Source organism: Arthrobacter sp. NPDC056886 (assembly GCF_042788715.1).
In the GTDB taxonomy this organism is placed as follows: Bacteria; Actinomycetota; Actinomycetes; order Actinomycetales; family Micrococcaceae; genus Arthrobacter.
This window is the reverse complement of sequence record NZ_JBHUBT010000002.1, coordinates 368,337-383,535: the sequence shown is the minus strand read 5'-3', so window position 1 is coordinate 383,535 and position 15,199 is coordinate 368,337. Positions and strand designations below refer to the sequence as shown.

The 15,199-nt window shown below is 66.4% G+C and carries 16 protein-coding genes and 1 riboswitch; of the genes, 13 read left to right on the top strand and 3 right to left on the bottom strand.

The features are described from left to right. Positions 1–5 precede the first annotated feature (5 nt). Positions 6–1,826 carry a phosphomethylpyrimidine synthase ThiC gene (gene thiC, locus ACFRJ8_RS04950; protein WP_377985043.1) on the bottom strand — a complete coding sequence of 607 codons (1,821 nt, stop codon included), beginning with the start codon at positions 1,824–1,826 and terminating at the stop codon, positions 6–8. Next, positions 1,823–1,930: riboswitch (TPP riboswitch) on the bottom strand. (Overlaps the previous gene by 4 nt.) 78 nt (positions 1,931–2,008) lie before the next feature. On the opposite strand from thiC, the gene ACFRJ8_RS04945 reads away from it, so the two are divergent. The 12 genes from ACFRJ8_RS04945 (at position 2,009) to ACFRJ8_RS04890 (ending at position 11,015) form a co-directional block, all read left to right on the top strand. After that, complete coding sequence (locus ACFRJ8_RS04945) at positions 2,009–3,109, top strand: amidohydrolase family protein (protein ID WP_377985042.1); 1,101 nt, start codon at positions 2,009–2,011, stop codon at positions 3,107–3,109. A gap of 81 nt (positions 3,110–3,190) precedes the next feature. Further along, the gene (locus ACFRJ8_RS04940; RefSeq protein ID WP_377985041.1) at positions 3,191–4,066 is read left to right on the top strand and encodes a VOC family protein; all 876 of its coding nucleotides are present in this window, start codon (positions 3,191–3,193) and stop codon (positions 4,064–4,066) included. A gap of 509 nt (positions 4,067–4,575) precedes the next feature. Beyond that, complete coding sequence (locus tag ACFRJ8_RS04935; RefSeq protein ID WP_377985040.1) at positions 4,576–5,013, top strand: hypothetical protein; 438 nt, start codon at positions 4,576–4,578, stop codon at positions 5,011–5,013. 230 nt (positions 5,014–5,243) lie between these two features. After that, a complete protein-coding gene (rpsP, locus tag ACFRJ8_RS04930; RefSeq protein ID WP_026266438.1) occupies positions 5,244–5,669 on the top strand; it encodes a 30S ribosomal protein S16 in 426 nt (141 codons plus the stop codon). Between the two features lies 1 nt (position 5,670). After that, positions 5,671–5,913, top strand: coding sequence for an RNA-binding protein (locus ACFRJ8_RS04925; RefSeq protein WP_018773450.1), 243 nt, complete (start codon positions 5,671–5,673; stop codon positions 5,911–5,913). Between the two features lie 123 nt (positions 5,914–6,036). Next, on the top strand, positions 6,037–6,654 hold the full coding sequence (gene rimM, locus ACFRJ8_RS04920; RefSeq protein ID WP_377985039.1) for a ribosome maturation factor RimM: 618 nt from the start codon (positions 6,037–6,039) through the stop codon (positions 6,652–6,654). Beyond that, on the top strand, positions 6,655–7,521 hold the full coding sequence (gene trmD, locus ACFRJ8_RS04915; RefSeq protein WP_377985038.1) for a tRNA (guanosine(37)-N1)-methyltransferase TrmD: 867 nt from the start codon (positions 6,655–6,657) through the stop codon (positions 7,519–7,521). A gap of 235 nt (positions 7,522–7,756) precedes the next feature. Then, on the top strand, positions 7,757–8,116 hold the full coding sequence (rplS, locus tag ACFRJ8_RS04910; protein WP_090578701.1) for a 50S ribosomal protein L19: 360 nt from the start codon (positions 7,757–7,759) through the stop codon (positions 8,114–8,116). 131 nt (positions 8,117–8,247) lie between these two features. After that, positions 8,248–8,928 carry a signal peptidase I gene (gene lepB / locus ACFRJ8_RS04905; protein WP_377985037.1) on the top strand — a complete coding sequence of 227 codons (681 nt, stop codon included), beginning with the start codon at positions 8,248–8,250 and terminating at the stop codon, positions 8,926–8,928. Then, positions 8,929–9,924 (top strand): signal peptidase I, encoded by a 996-nt coding sequence (gene lepB / locus ACFRJ8_RS04900; RefSeq protein ID WP_377985036.1) that lies wholly within the window; start codon positions 8,929–8,931, stop codon positions 9,922–9,924. It abuts the gene before it with no gap. A gap of 10 nt (positions 9,925–9,934) precedes the next feature. After that, positions 9,935–10,600, top strand: coding sequence for a ribonuclease HII (locus ACFRJ8_RS04895; RefSeq protein WP_377985035.1), 666 nt, complete (start codon positions 9,935–9,937; stop codon positions 10,598–10,600). Between the two features lie 88 nt (positions 10,601–10,688). Then, the gene (locus tag ACFRJ8_RS04890; RefSeq protein ID WP_018773443.1) at positions 10,689–11,015 is read left to right on the top strand and encodes a DUF2469 domain-containing protein; all 327 of its coding nucleotides are present in this window, start codon (positions 10,689–10,691) and stop codon (positions 11,013–11,015) included. Positions 11,016–11,084: 69 nt separating this feature from the next. On the opposite strand, the gene ACFRJ8_RS04885 is transcribed toward ACFRJ8_RS04890, so the two are convergent. Next, complete coding sequence (locus tag ACFRJ8_RS04885; RefSeq protein ID WP_377985034.1) at positions 11,085–11,972, bottom strand: transglycosylase domain-containing protein; 888 nt, start codon at positions 11,970–11,972, stop codon at positions 11,085–11,087. A gap of 516 nt (positions 11,973–12,488) precedes the next feature. On the opposite strand from ACFRJ8_RS04885, the gene ACFRJ8_RS04880 reads away from it, so the two are divergent. After that, positions 12,489–14,615: an acyltransferase family protein gene (locus tag ACFRJ8_RS04880; protein WP_377985033.1), complete on the top strand. Its 2,127-nt coding sequence runs from the start codon at positions 12,489–12,491 to the stop codon at positions 14,613–14,615. Positions 14,616–14,622: 7 nt separating this feature from the next. Here ACFRJ8_RS04880 and ACFRJ8_RS04875 read toward each other — a convergent pair whose 3' ends face one another. Then, the gene (locus tag ACFRJ8_RS04875) at positions 14,623–15,069 is read right to left on the bottom strand and encodes an HAD domain-containing protein (RefSeq protein ID WP_377985032.1); all 447 of its coding nucleotides are present in this window, start codon (positions 15,067–15,069) and stop codon (positions 14,623–14,625) included. Between the last annotated feature and the right edge of the window lie 130 nt (positions 15,070–15,199).

The following is a 15,199-nucleotide window of genomic DNA, read 5'->3' as shown; positions in this document are numbered from 1 at the left end:
CTGCCCTAGAAGGCTGCGGGGCCTCCCACCGCGGGCTCCGGCAGGTAGACCTTGCCGCCCGAGGCAAGGAACTCATTGCTCTTCGCCCGCATTCCGGCCGCCATCTGCGCCAGGGCCGCCTGCGAATCAGCTGAACCGTATTCGTCCCGGATGTCCTGGCTGATCCGCATGGAACAGAACTTGGGCCCGCACATCGAACAGAAGTGGGCCGTCTTGGCAGGCTCCGCGGGCAGCGTCTCATCGTGGAAGGCCTCGGCCGTCACCGGGTCCAGGGACAGCGCGAACTGGTCCCGCCAGCGGAACTCAAACCGCGCCTTGGACAGGGCATCGTCGCGTTCGTGGGCGCCCGGGTGGCCCTTGGCGAGGTCGGCGGCGTGGGCCGCGATCTTGTAGGTGATCACGCCCGTCTTCACGTCGTCCTTGTTCGGCAGGCCGAGGTGTTCCTTGGGCGTGACGTAGCAGAGCATGGCGGTGCCGTAACGGGCAATCTCCGTGGCGCCGATCGCCGAGGTGATGTGGTCATACCCCGGTGCGATATCGGTGACCAGCGGCCCGAGCGTGTAGAACGGGGCGCCCTTGCAGAGTTCCTGCTGGCGCTCCACGTTTTCCCGGACCAGGTGGAACGGCACGTGCCCGGGACCCTCCACCATGACCTGCACATCGAACTCCCAGGCCCGCTGCGTGAGCTCGGCCAGGGTGTCCAGCTCGGCGAACTGCGCCGCGTCGTTGGCGTCCGCCGTCGCGCCGGGCCGCAGCCCGTCACCCAGGGAGAACGCGACGTCGTACTTCGCGAAAATCTCGCACAGCTCGTCGAAGTGGGTGTACAGGAAGTTCTCCTGGTGGTGCGCCAGGCACCAGCCGGCCATGATGGCACCGCCGCGGGACACGATGCCGGTGACCCGGTTGGCCGTCAGCGGTACATAGCGCAGCAGCACCCCGGCGTGGATGGTCATGTAGTCCACGCCCTGCTCGCACTGTTCGATCACGGTGTCCCGGAAGATCTCCCAGGTCAGGGCGTTCGCCTCGCCGTTGACCTTCTCCAGCGCCTGGTAGATGGGGACCGTGCCGATGGGGACGGGGGAGTTGCGGATGATCCACTCGCGCGTCGTGTGGATGTCGTCCCCGGTGGAGAGGTCCATGACGGTGTCCGCGCCCCATTGTGTGGCCCACTGGAGTTTGTCGACCTCCTCGGCGATGGAGCTGGTCACGGCGGAGTTGCCGATATTGGCGTTGATCTTCACCAGGAACGCCTTGCCGATGATCATCGGCTCGGATTCGGGGTGGTTGACGTTGTTGGGAATGATCGCCCGGCCCGCGGCCACCTCGCTGCGCACCAGCTCCACGTCGCAGTTCTCGCGCAGTGCGACGAACCGCATCTCCTGGGTGATGACACCGTCCCGGGCGTAGCGCATCTGCGTGACGGTCTTGCCCTCGACCGCGCGGCGGGGCACCGGGCGTCCGCCCCGCCACTCGGCCGACGCCGCACCCCGGCGCACCGCCGACTTGCCGTCGTCGAGCAGCTCCCGTTCCCGGCCGGCGTAGGTTTCGGTGTCCGCCCTGGCCTCGATCCAGGGCGCCCGGAACGGTTCGAGCCCGCGGACCGGCTCGCTGCCCGGGCCGGCCGTGCGGTAGACCCGGAACGGAGCGTTCTGGGCGCCGCCCGGTGAGGGTTCCAGCGCAATCTCGGTCACCGGGACTCGGATGCCATGGTCCGGGTCTGTGGTGAAGGCCAGCGAGTGGGACTTCAGCGACCGCGTGGCGGCTGCTGATTCGTTGTGGGCTGACTGGATGTGGACAGGGCTGTGCTGCGTCAATTGGGTATTCACGAAAAATACTCACTTCCTTCGCCGGCATTACCCGGACAGGTTCAACGGTCGCAGGCTGCGTCAGCCCGATCTCAGCCCCTGCAAGGGCACCCGTGTGGTCGTAGACGAAGCTACCACGCACCTGTTGACGGCTGTCGAGTATGACGCGGCCGGCGGACCTACGTGGGACTAGGCTTTAGGCCATGACCGGCATCATCGAGTTCAGCGGCCCCATCCTCACGGCGGCGGACCAGGAACGCCGCGGGCTCTGGTCGGTGGATGGCCTGCTGACCTTCCGCCGTCCGGCCGCCGCCCCGGACCTTGTGCTGGACGGCTGGGTGATATCCGGGCTCGTGGACGCCCACTGCCATATCGGCTTGGGCCCGGGCGGGGACGTTTCCGAGGCCACCGCGGAATCCCAGGCTCTGGCGGACCGCGACGCCGGGACGCTGCTGGTCCGCGACGCCGGCGCGGTCCACGACACCCGTTGGCTCCAGCAGCGCGCGGACCTTCCCCGGATCATCCGCTCCGGCCGGCACCTCGCCAGGACCCGGCGCTACCTGCCGGGCCTGGCCGTGGAGGTGGAACCCGAGGATCTCGTCGAGGCGGTGCGCAAGCAGGCCCGCGCAGGCGATGGCTGGGTCAAGCTCGTGGGGGACTGGATCGACCGCGACGCTGGCGACCTCGCCGCCAGCTTTCCCGCCCGGACGGTCAAGGACGCCGTTCAGGCCGCCCACGACGAAGGGGCCCGCGTCACCGCCCACTGCTTCGCCGAAGACACCCTGGATGACATGCTCGACGCCGGGATCGACTGCATCGAGCACGCCACCGGGCTGCTGCCCCGGCACCTGCCGCGCTTCCTCGAACAGGGCGTCCCAATTGTGCCCACCCTGATCAACATCGCCACGTTCCCGGACATCGCCGCCCGGGCGGAGGCCAAGTTCCCCCGCTACGCCGCCCACATGCGCTCGCTGTGGGAGCGGCGGGCGGAGCGGGTCCTCGAAGCCCGCGAGGCGGGGGTGGCCATCTATGCCGGCACCGACGCCGGCAGCGTGATCAGCCACGGCCGGATCGTGGACGAGATCCAGGCCCTGCACGCCGCAGGCCTTCCCGCCGCAGCCGCTCTCGACGCCGCCTGCTGGTCCGCGCGGACGTGGCTCGGCGCGGAGTCCATCGGTGAAGGGGCGAGCGCGGATGTCCTGGTCGCCGCCGAAGATCCGCGGAGCCGGCCGGCCACGCTCCGCCACCTCAGGCACATCGTGCTGCGCGGGCTGCCGGTGAACAGGCAACCAGCCGGCCATTAGGAATAAATTGAAGCTTCAAGTAATTTACTTCTATGCAGAGTCACCGAAAGCCGGTGGCTACAGAACCCACGGAGCGTTTCAATGACCGCAGAAGCCAGCACCCAGGACCTCCTTCCTGCCGAACTCACCATGGGCACTGTGATGCTCAAGGTCGGTGACATGAAGCTCATGACCGACTACTACCATCGGGCGCTCGGACTGGAGACGGTGGCCGAGCAGGACGGCGGGCTCTACCTTGGCCGCCAGCAGAAGCCGCTGGTCCACCTGGCACCCGCGCCTGGCTTGAATCTTCCGTCCCGCGGCGAGGCTGGGCTATTCCATACCGCCCTCCTCTTCGAGGACCAGCCCTCCCTGGCGGCCACCATTGCCAGCGCGGCCCAGTATGAGCCCCAGTCCTTCACCGGCAGTGCGGACCACCTCGTCAGTGAGGCCTTCTACTTCAACGACCCCGAAGGCAACGGCATCGAGCTGTATTGGGACCGGCCGCGGGAGGCCTGGTCCTGGGAGGGCAAGAACGTCGTCATGGACAGCCTCGCCCTGCCGCCGCAGCGCTACCTGCAGCAGTACCTGACCGAGGAGTCCGTGACCGGGCAGCGCCAGGCTGCCGCCGGCGTCGGGCACATCCACCTGCAGGTGGGCGACGTCCAGTCGGCGCATGAGTTCTACGTCGGCACGCTCGGCTTCGAGAAGACCGCGGGCTGGCATGGCCAGGCGCTGTTCGTCTCGGCCGGCGGCTACCACCACCACATGGCCATGAACGTCTGGAACAGCCGCGGCGCGGGCCCCCGGCGCGACACGCTGGGCCTGGGTGAGGTCCTCATCGAAGTGCCGTCCGCTGACGACGTCGCGGCCCTGGCCGACCGGCTCAAGGTCGCCGGCGTCGACTCGCACCACACCGGCGCCGAGCTGCGCTTCGAGGACCCATGGCGCAACCGGATCCGTGTCGCCGTGCGCTAAGGCCGAGGCTTGAGGGACATGTCCATTGGCCGCGGCGACCAGTGGACATAGCGCCTATATGTCCGTTGGTCGCCGCCAGCGGAGGGCATGTCCGCGGCGAGGGCATGTCCCCAGTCCGGGCCGGTCCGGGCGCGTGGCCGGGCCTGAGGTGGACATGTCCCCATGTGGCTGCCAGGGCCACCGGACATGTCCATTTGCCGGGCCCGGGACTGGACATAGCGCCTATATGTCCATCGGTGGCCGCCAGAAGAGGGCATGTCCGCGGGGGGAAGTGGCGCGGGATGGCCGGGCCTGAGGTGGACATGTCCCCATGTGGCTGACAGGGCCGCCGGACATGTCCATTTGCGGCGCCTGGGAGTGGACATAGCGCCTATATGTCCGTTGGTCGCCGCCAGGAGAGGGCATGTCCGCGGGGAGGTGGCGCGGGATGGCCGGGCCGAAGCGCGCTAGGCTGAGGCGACGTGCGAAAACAGCGGTCCGCGTACCGCCGAACCTTAAGGACTAGCTGCATGGGATTCACCGAACTCTTTGTGTCCACCCACGAAGAAGCCCTCAAGCGCGCCGGCGCACTCCAAGGCGGCGGCCCGGCCGCACCGGGGGCCGTCCGGATCCCGGATATCAGTGACTTCGAGGTGGAGCGGCTGGGAGACCTCGCAGGAGTGGCCGTGCACGCGCCGGGCGCGGATTATGAGCTGGCCATGGTTGACGTGGCCAGCGACTCCCTGCTCGGCGTCCCCGCCGCGATGGTCCGCACGCTGGCGGAACTGCTCACCTATGAAACCGAGGGGGAGGGCGACGTCCTTGAGGACGTCGCGGCCAACTGGGCCGCCGAGGAGGACATGCCCTTCGGCCCGGACGAGGCGCGCGGCTATGTCCGCCGGATCGCCGAGCTCGCCGCCGGAGTGGACCCCGCCACCAGGTCTGGCCTCTACGTCTGGACGTCCTGACCGGCGCGCACAGCCCTGTCTGTCGACCTGTCCAGGCCGCGCGCTGGTGCGCCGGGCCCGTGTCAAGTCGAAATCCTGCCGGTGATCTGGCACAATGAACAGGTACTCGATCTGCGTGGCCCCTCTCTCCGCGTCTGGATCTTGTCCTTTAGAACCCCCAAGTACGGCCCGCCCCACGGGTGCAGAACGCCGGGCTCGACCCCGTTTCAGAAACAGGAGTGACCACAAAAGTGGCCGTAAAGATTCGCCTTAAGCGCTTCGGTAAGATGCGCGCACCGTACTACCGCATCGTCGTCATGGACTCACGCTCCAAGCGTGATGGCCGTGCCATCGAAGAGATCGGCAAGTACCACCCGACCGAAGAGCCCTCGTACATCGAGGTCGACACGGACCGTGCCCAGTACTGGCTCGGCGTCGGCGCACAGCCGTCCGAGCAGGTTGCCGCGATCCTGAAGATCACCGGTGACTGGCAGAAGTTCAAGGGTCTCCCGGGCCAGGAGGGAACCTTGAAGACCAAGGCTCCCAAGGCTGCCTTCGTTACCCCGGAAAAGGGTTCCGTGATCATCCCGGAAGCCATCACCAAGAAGGCAAAGAAGGACGAAGCTGCCGAGGCTCCCGCCGACGCCGCCGAAGCAGAGACCACCGAGGCTGAGTAAATTGCTGGCAGAAGCGCTCGAACACCTGGTCCGCGGGATTGTTGACAGTCCCGAGGACGTCAAGGTCAGTGCGAAGAACAACCGCCGCGGGGAAACCCTCGAGGTGCGCGTTCATCAGGACGACCTCGGACGGGTGATCGGCCGGCAGGGCCGGACCGCACGCGCATTGCGCACTGTGGTTGCGGCGCTGGCGGACGGCGAGCCGGTTAGGGTCGACGTCGTCGACACCGACCGCCGCCGGTAACGCTTTTCAGCACTACTTGTCTTGAGTCCGGCCCCTTCACCAGATAATGGTGGAGGGGCCGGACTGTTTTCCCGTATCTACGGACCAGACCTACAGAATCACCAACCCCGAACAGAGGAACAGATGCAGCTCCAGGTGGCACGAATCGGCAAGCCCCACGGCATCCGCGGCGAAGTGACCGTCCAGGTGCTCACCGACGCGCCCGGCGACCGTTTTGTCCCCGGCACGCAGTTCATCGTGGAACCCGCCTCTGCCGGGCCGCTGACGGTGTTCAGCGCCCGCTGGAACAAAGACATCCTGTTGCTGGCCTTCGATGAGATCGAGACCCGCAACGAGGCCGAGACCCTGCGCGGCGCGAAGCTGTTCATCGAAACCGAAGAAATCGGCGCCGACGACGACGATGAGGGCTGGTACGAGCACGAGCTCGTGGGCCTGGACGTCCGGGTGGGCGACAACGTGGTGGGCAAGGTCTCCGGACTGCACACACTGCCCGTCCAGGACCTGCTGGTGGTCACCGCGAACGACGGCAAGGAAGTCCTGATCCCGTTCGTGGAGCAGATTGTGCCCGAGGTCAACGTCGGCGAAAAGTACGTCCTGGTCACCCCGCCGCCCGGACTGTTCGAGGTCAACACCGACGAGGCCCCCGACCAGAAAAGCCCTGAAGATCAGAACCCGGATGACCAGAAAAGCCCGGACCAGCACCCGGAAGACCAGAACCCCGAAGCGCGGGGCAACGCGTAGATGAGAATCGACGTCGTCAGCATCTTTCCGGAGTACCTGGCCCCGCTGGAGCTGTCGCTGATCGGCAAGGCCCGCCAGGACGGCCTGCTGGACCTGAGGGTCCACGACCTGCGGGAGTTCACCACCGACCGGCACCGGACCGTGGATGACACCCCCTACGGCGGCGGCGCCGGCATGGTCATGAAGCCCGAGCCGTGGGCGCAGGCCCTCACCGCCGTGGCCGCCGGGCGGGCGGAGCGTGCTGAAGCCGCCGGGCAGTCCGAAGGCGCCGGGGACGCCGGCGTACCGGGAGCTCCCGACGCTGCCGGATCCGCCGGCAAGCCGGTCCTGATCGTCCCGTCGCCGGCGGGGGAGCGTTTCACCCAGGCCACCGCGCACGAACTGGCGGAGGAAGACCAGCTGGTGTTCGCCTGCGGACGCTACGAAGGCATCGATGAACGGGTCCTGGAATGGGCCGCGGACCACTTCACGGTGCGCCCGATGAGCCTGGGGGACTACGTCCTCAACGGCGGTGAAGTGGCCGTGCTGGCCATGGTGGAGGCCATCGGGCGGCTGCTGCCCGGGGTCGTCGGCAACCCCGAGTCCCTCGTGGAGGAGTCCCACTCGGACGGGCTGCTCGAGTACCCCGTCTACACCAAGCCTTCCAGCTGGCGGGAGCGGGACGTCCCGGCGGTGCTGCTGAGCGGCAACCACGGCAAGATCGCCCAGTGGCGCCGGCACGAGCAGTACCGGCGCACCGCCGAACGCCGCCCCGACCTCCTCGCGGAGTTCGACGCCGGCAAGCTGCCGCGCGCGGACCGCACGGCGTTCGCTGACCTGGGGTACGACGTCGTCGACGGTCACCTGGTGCGCCGTCCCGACGCCTAACCGCCGGGATTGGGCTAACCCGCACAAAATGTGGCAAAATTAGTCCTTGTGCCTGCTGGGTTGCGAACCTGCCACAGGGGGAGCGCTACCAACAGCCCGGCACCCCGGTCCCGTCTATTCCTGACAGGGCCGGATTGACAAACTTTCGGCGGAAATTTCCGGGCGGCAAATGCCCCCGGGCTTGGCCGCCGTAACCCAACGTGAGTGACCTGTGGCGTTCACCAGGAGTGGATCAATGCATATCCTCGATTCCGTAGATGCAGCCTCGCTGCGCACCGATGTTCCCGAGTTCCGCGCGGGTGACACCATCAAGGTTCACGTGAACATCATCGAAGGCAAGAACTCCCGCGTCCAGGTCTTCCAGGGCTTCGTCCTGGGCCGCCACGGCGATGGCGTCCGCGAAACCTTCACCGTCCGCAAGGTCTCCTTCGGTGTCGGCGTAGAGCGTACCTTCCCGGTGCACTCCCCGATCATCGACAAGATCGAGCTCGTCTCCAAGGGTGACGTGCGCCGCGCCAAGCTTTACTACATGCGTAACCTGCGTGGTAAGGCCGCGAAGATCAAGGAAAAGCGCGACTTCCAGCCCGCCAAGTAAGTCCTTCCCGACTTACACCGCAGGCTTCCACCGCGGCTCCACGGACCGTACCCGGTGCGTCAGCTAATGCGGCGCCGGAGCTATCCGCAACAGCGCAATTTAGTTCACGACAGCGCCAAGGGATACGGAACATGGAACAGCCAAAACGCCAGCCCAGGAAACCGGGCTGGCGTTTTGCGTTGCTGGCGCTGGTGCTCGCCGTGGCCATCAGTGCCGTGGTCCGCTCGCTGTGGGTGGACATCTTCTTCATCCCGTCCGCCTCCATGGAACCGCTCCTGCACACCGGGGACCGGATCCTGGTGGCGCGGACCGGATTCCAGGCTGAACCCCTGGGCCGGGGGGACGTGGTGGTCTTTGACGGCCGCGGCTCTTTCGCCCCGCTCAACAGCGGCAACGGCCCCGTGGTGGATGCCCTCGCCGAAGCCGGCCGCTGGCTGGGCCTCGCGGGCAGCGACACCACGTATGTCAAGCGCGTCATCGGGCTGCCCGGCGACCGCGTGGTCTGTTGCGATGCCGGCGGCAAGCTCACAGTCAACGGCCAGCAAGTTGCGGAACCGTACTTGTATCCGGGTGACACCCCCAGCAAGGTGAAGTTCGCTGTTGAGGTGCCGGCCGGACGGCTCTGGCTCATGGGGGACCACCGCTCCCTGTCGGCCGATTCCCGGAGCCTCCTCGGCGCCCCCGGCGGCGGCATGGTGCCGCTGGAACGCGTCATTGGCAGACCGGTACAGATCATCTGGCCGCTTGATAGATTTGCAGCAGTAGCGCGGCCCGAACCGGCCGCGGCAACGACGACGACGAACGGACAGTAGATGCCCGAGACCGAACCGCGCACTCCTGATCCGCAGGGTCAGGACCGACCCCGGGTTACCGCCTCGGCGGTCCCCGGGGACGAGCCGGCGGATCCACCGGCTGGTGTGCCGGACGCGGCGGGGCCTGCGGCGCGAGCTGTTGGGCCGGCGTCGGCATCGGAGGACGAAGGCACCGGAGCGCAGCGGGCTGATCGGACAGACGGGGACCGGGCCGACAGGGACCGGGCCGCCGGGGACCGGGCCGCCGGGGACCGGGCCGCCGGTCCCGCCCACGCGGATGCGTCCTCGCGCCGGGCCAGAAAGGCCAAAGCCCGTGAAGAGCACAGTCCGCTTTTCCTGTGGCTGAAAGAGGTTGCCACGGTGGTCATCGTGGCGATCGTGCTGTCCTTCCTGATCAAGACCTTCCTGTTCCGGGCCTTCTACATCCCGTCCGAATCCATGGTCAACACGCTCGATGTGAACGACCGCATCTTCGTGAACCTCCTCGTGCCGGAGCCCATGGCGCTCCAACACGGGGACGTCGTGGTGTTCCGGGACAGCCAGGGCTGGCTTGCCCCCGCGGCCGAGAAGAGGAAGGGCCCGTTTACCTGGGTGCAGGACGGGCTGACGTTCGTCGGGTTGCTTCCGGATAACTCGGAACAGCACCTGGTCAAGCGCGTCATCGGGCTCCCGGGCGACCACGTGGTCTGCTGCGACGCCGGCGGACAGCTCACCGTCAACGGCACGCCGCTGAACGAGAAGTACATCAATCCCGCAGAGATTCCCCAGGTCCGCGACTTCGACGTCGTGGTGCCCGCGGGCAAGGTCTGGGTCATGGGCGACAACCGCAACCACTCCGCGGATTCCCGCGCCCACATGGACACCAACGGCGGCTTCGTCAACGAGTCCGACATTGAAGGCAAGGCCGCCGTCATCGCGTGGCCGCTGAACAGGATATCGGCCCTGGACAACTACCCGGACGTCTTCCGGGCCGTGCCCGCCCCGTCCGGAAAGTAAGCCTCCCACCATGTCAGCCGCCCCCACCCTCGACTACGAACACCGCTTCCGCAGCTCCGGCGCCCGGCTTCTCGCAGGCATCGACGAGGTGGGCCGCGGCGCCCTGGCCGGCCCCGTCAGCGTGGGGATCGCCGTCGTGGACCTGCAGCAGCAGAAGCTCCTGGCCGATGTCCGGGACAGCAAGCTGCTGAAGGTCGCGGACCGGGAGCGGCTGGTGCCGCTGGTGCGGGAGTGGTGCGTCGCCTCCGCCGTCGGACACGCGTCCGCGAACGAGATTGACGAGTTCGGGATCATCGCCGCCCTCCGCCTTGCCGGCAACCGGGCCTGGTTCGCGGTCCTCACCGCCGGCGTCCGGCCCGAAGTGGTTCTGCTGGACGGCAGCCACAACTGGCTCTCGCCCGATCTCCAGCCCTCATTGTTTGACGAGGCTCCCGCCGAACCCGGCTGCGACGCCCCGGTGCACACACTGGTGAAAGCCGACATGCAGTGCCTCAGCGTCGCCGCGGCCAGCATCCTCGCGAAGGTTGAGCGCGATGCGATGATGTGCGAGCTGCACACCCAGTACCCGGCCTACGGCTGGGATGAGAACAAGGGCTACGGCACCGCGGCGCACAAGGAGGCGCTGCGGACCGCCGGTCCCACGCCCTACCACCGGGTCAGCTGGCAGCTGCTCTAGCGGCAGGTGCTCCCTACGGTGGCGGCCGGTGGCGCACGGCCGGCGCTCTGTGGCGCACGGCCGGCGCCGGATGGTGCAAGATGGAACCATGAGTGCCGAGGACCTTGAAAACTATGAAACCGACATGGAGCTACAGCTCTACCGCGAATACCGCGACGTCGTCGGGCTGTTCAGCTATGTGGTCGAGACCGAACGGCGTTTCTACCTTGCCAACCACGTTGACCTGCAGGCCCGCAGCGCCGACGGCGAGGTCTACTTCGACCTGACCCTGCAGGACGCCTGGGTGTGGGACGTCTACCGCTCCGCCCGGTTCGTCAAGAGCGTCCGCGTCATCACGTTCAAGGACGTCAACGTCGAGGAACTGCCGCGCAGCGAGGAACTCGCCCTGCCCAAGGTCGAGGACCTGGGCAACTGATCCTGGGGCGCTAGCCCCGGTTTTCTTAGCCGCGGTTTCCTAGCCCCGCAGTTTCCTAGCCGCGGTTTCCTAGCCACGCAGTGGCGCTGGGTGCCCGTTGCGGTCCAGTGCAATGCCGTGTTGCCGCAGCAGATCCAGCACACTCGCCGGATACGAACTGCAGCCATCCGGGTTTGCGGTTCCACGCTCGGCCGCGTGGTCGGTCGCTGTGTCGGAGATGCCGATGGTGGCCACGGCCGCCTTCCATCCGCCGAGACCTTCGATCTGCTTGGGGACCCATACGTTGGCCGCACCGTTGACGTAGTCCCACACTTTGGGGTGGACCCCCGGGCCCAGATAGATCCCTCCTTCGGCGGACCGGGTGACGAGTGTGGGCAGCGGCAAGACGCCCATTAATTGCGCAGCCTGATACTCGGACATCTTCCATGGCGGTTCGTCGAAGTAGTACCAGCTCGCTGCGCAGATGCCGTACAGCTTCGGGCCGAACTGTGCGTAGTTCAGATACAGCTCCATGATCCGCTGCGGGCTCAGGGTGAGGCTGAACTCGGTCGCAAGGCCTGCCTCCAGGCCCTTCCTCAGCGGGTTCGGTTCCGGCCACAGGAAGATGTTCTTCACGAGCTGTTGCGGGACCGTGGAACCGCTCGGGTCTTCCTTGCCCTGCAGGTACGCGAGGGCCCTGTCCCGGAACTCATCAACGTCGAACGCGCCAACACGGGTTCCCAGCTGTTGGTCTTCGTGGGCAACGGCCGCGGCAATGACGTAGCGGCTGATGTGGTTCAGGGATACGTACTGGTAGGCGATCGGGCCGCCGGTCTGCAGCATGAATGCAGTACGCGGGGGAGCGAACCAGACGAACGCGACGGCGGCCAGTTCGGTGATGACCGCCATGGCGAGGCCGAGCTTGAAGACCCTTGCGAGGAGCCGCCGGATCCGGTGCTTGCGTTTTCCAGCCGGCACCGCAGGCTCTGGTTCAGGCCGGGTTGGCGCGGGAGCTGGCGCAGGATGGCGCCCGGGTGCTGGCGCAGGTGCTGACTCCGACGCCGGTTGGCGCCCCGGCGCTGGCGGGAACCAATTGGGCGCAGCCTGCCCACCCGGCTCGCGGGGAAGTGGTTCCGTGGGCTGGTACGTTCCCAGCGGGTGGGTTTCCGCCAGCGTCGGAGCCGCGCGATCTTCCATACGCCGATCCTTTGGAAAGAATACGGGCGCCCCCGCGGAGTGCCAGGGGGTTGGGAAAAGCCTAGGCGGGCCAAGCGGGCCCTGGCTACGTTTCGCGGCCTGACAATTGCCTCAACAGGTCCCGTCAAGGCCGTCACGGTTTTGAATCCTGGCGGGCCTGCCCGGCGGAAATCCTCGGCCGTCTTCTGCGCGAGCATGCGATCCGCAGTTGACCTGCGGTAACGCGCCTGGGCTCGGTTCTCCCGGAGGCTCTGACGGTGGCCGGGCCGTTCCTGCGAATGCACTATCGTTTCCTCCATGCCCACAGCACTTTTGTCCGAGTCCGCGCCTGCGGAGTCTCCGCCAGCACGGACAGGGCGGGCACCTTTTCGAACGGACATCCAGGCGCTCCGGGCTGTGGCCGTCAGCCTGGTGGTGCTGAACCATTTGTGGCCCGCCCGGCTGACCGGCGGTTACGTGGGCGTGGACGTCTTCTTTGTCATCTCCGGTTACCTGATCACGTCGCACCTGAACAAGGAGCTGTCCGCAACGGGCCGTTTGGGCCTCGCATCGTTCTACTCCCGGCGGGTCAGGCGCCTGCTGCCGGCCGCATTCCTGGTGCTGGCAGCAGCCAGCGCAGCGGTCATGATCTGGCTTCCATTCTCCCGCTGGCCTGCCACGGCCCAGGAAATCCTGGCTACCGCCATCTACGGCGAAAACTGGGTGCTGGCCGCCAAATCAGTCGACTACTCGGCGTCGACGCAGTCCGCTACGGTAGCCCAGCACTACTGGTCCCTGTCAGTGGAGGAACAGTTCTATCTGCTGTGGCCGCTGCTTCTGGTCGGACTTTTCCTGCTCGCGCGCCGGTTGAAGCGGAGCCTGGAGCTGGTGCTTGGCCTGGGCATCGGTGCGCTCTGCATCCTAAGCCTGATCGTGTCTGTGCTGATGACTGAATTCGCCCCCAACCAGGCGTACTTTGCGACCCCGGTCCGTGCGTGGGAGTTCGGTGCCGGGGCGTTGATCGCCGTCGCTGGACCCCGGCTTGCCCTCGGGCGGGCAGCGGCCAATGCGGCATCCTTGTCCGGGCTGGCCCTGGTACTGCTCTCCGGTCTGTTCTTTACCGAGCAGACCGACTTTCCCGGCGTCGCCGCGCTCCTGCCGGTGCTGGGGACGGCACTGGTCATCGCCAGCGGCGGACGGCGACCCTTGGTGCATGACAAGGTCACTGCCCTGGGCCCCGTCCAGTATCTTGGCAATATTTCGTATTCGGTGTACCTGTGGCACTGGCCGCTCATTGTGCTCGCCCCGTTCGTGCTGGACAGACAACTGAGTTCGGTAGACAAGCTGGCCATCGTACTCGTCACGGTTGCCTTGGCCGCCGTCACCAAGGTATTTGTCGAAGACCGCGGGCAGAAGGCCAAGATCCTAGCCCTCAGTAACCGCCGCAGCTTCTTGGCGATGGCGGCCGGCATTGCGGTCATCGGCGCCATAGCGGCAGGCCAAGCCTGGGCCTGGGGGGTCCAGAACGCTGCCGCGGAGGAGGCTATCGAAGCAGCAAGGAATTCGCCCTGCCGCGGACCCCGGGCCATGGAACCAGGCGCGCACTGCCCTGGCCGCTTCGGGCCGGCCACCGTTCCCGTCCTGACAGAGGCAAACCAGTACTGGAACGTGCCACCGGAATGCGGCGCCGCGCTCACGGCCCTGATGGCGGGCGGAACCAAGACTCACCTTTCGTGTGATTTCTCCTCCGGCAGGCCGAATCCCAAGGTTGTCTGGCTGGTGGGGGATTCCCACGCCCAGCAGTGGCAGGGTGCCATCTTTGCCCTTGCCCGGGAGCGGCATTGGCTCGTCAAGACGGCCATGCTCGGCGGCTGCCCCGTGGCTGACGTTCGTTTCATTGGTTATGAGGGCAAGACCAACCCGGGCGAAGCGAGACGGTGCATGGACTGGTCCGCGGCCGTTGCCGGTGCCGTGGCCAAGGACCGGCCGGCCGCCGTCTTTTCGTCGGCATTCGCCCGGGATATGAAAGTCGACGACGGCTCCGGGGCCCCGGAACGGCAGCAGTTTGGCGAGGGGTTCCAGCGGACCTGGAAGAAGTGGACGGATACCGGCGCCAGAGTTTACGTGCTGGCGGACCCCCCGTTGAATGCCGGTGTGAGAGCCGCGGACTGCGTGTCCTTGAATGAGGCCGATCCGGCCCGGTGCGCTGTTCCGCGGGCAGTGGCGCAGCCGCAGGATCCGCTCACTGTGGCCGCCCGGTCGGCTCGGAATCCCGGCGTTTCCCTGATCGACCTGACGGACCACTTCTGCGACCGTCGAGACTGCTACGCGGTGATCGGGGGAGTGGTTGTCTACTTCGATACGAACCATCTGAATGCCGAATTCAGCGCCTTGCTGGGACCAATTCTCGGGAAGTCCGTGGCGTCAACAGCTTCCCTCGGCTAGCAGCCGTTCACCTTTCACCCTTGTCTTCCACCGGGGGTTTCTCCTTGCTGTTTAGATACTCGGTTACCTGCTGCGCAACCTCGTCAGTGATTCCCGTTTGCCAGTTGGTCTTGAATAACGGCTGATCATCATAGAAATCGGTGTCATCATCGAGAATGGCAAAGCGGGTAACGTCCGGATGTTGGTCCAGCCACATCTTCACCTCCTCGCCACGAAAACCCGTGTCGGCTGTCGGAGTAACGTCCAAGGTCTCGTAGACGTGTCGGTCGACTTCTTCACGGCCGCCTTGGAAATGCCGCCATGTGGACGTAAGGACAATGGCTGCATCAGTGTCGAGGACGATCTTGGCGACCTTGAATGCCAGGACAGGGTCGATGCCCATGAAGCCGCGATAGCGCTGTCTCGTACCCACACGGTTGACGACTCCATCAATATCGAGGAAAAGTACTTTCATTCCTGTTCCTCCTGCGGTTCTTCCTGTCCGGCCTTAAGTATGCGATCTGCCGTGCTGAACAAGCTGCGGATACTCTTCTCATTCGACTTGTGCCCCTGCAGCGACAGCTGGATGTATGCCGGTTCTCGTC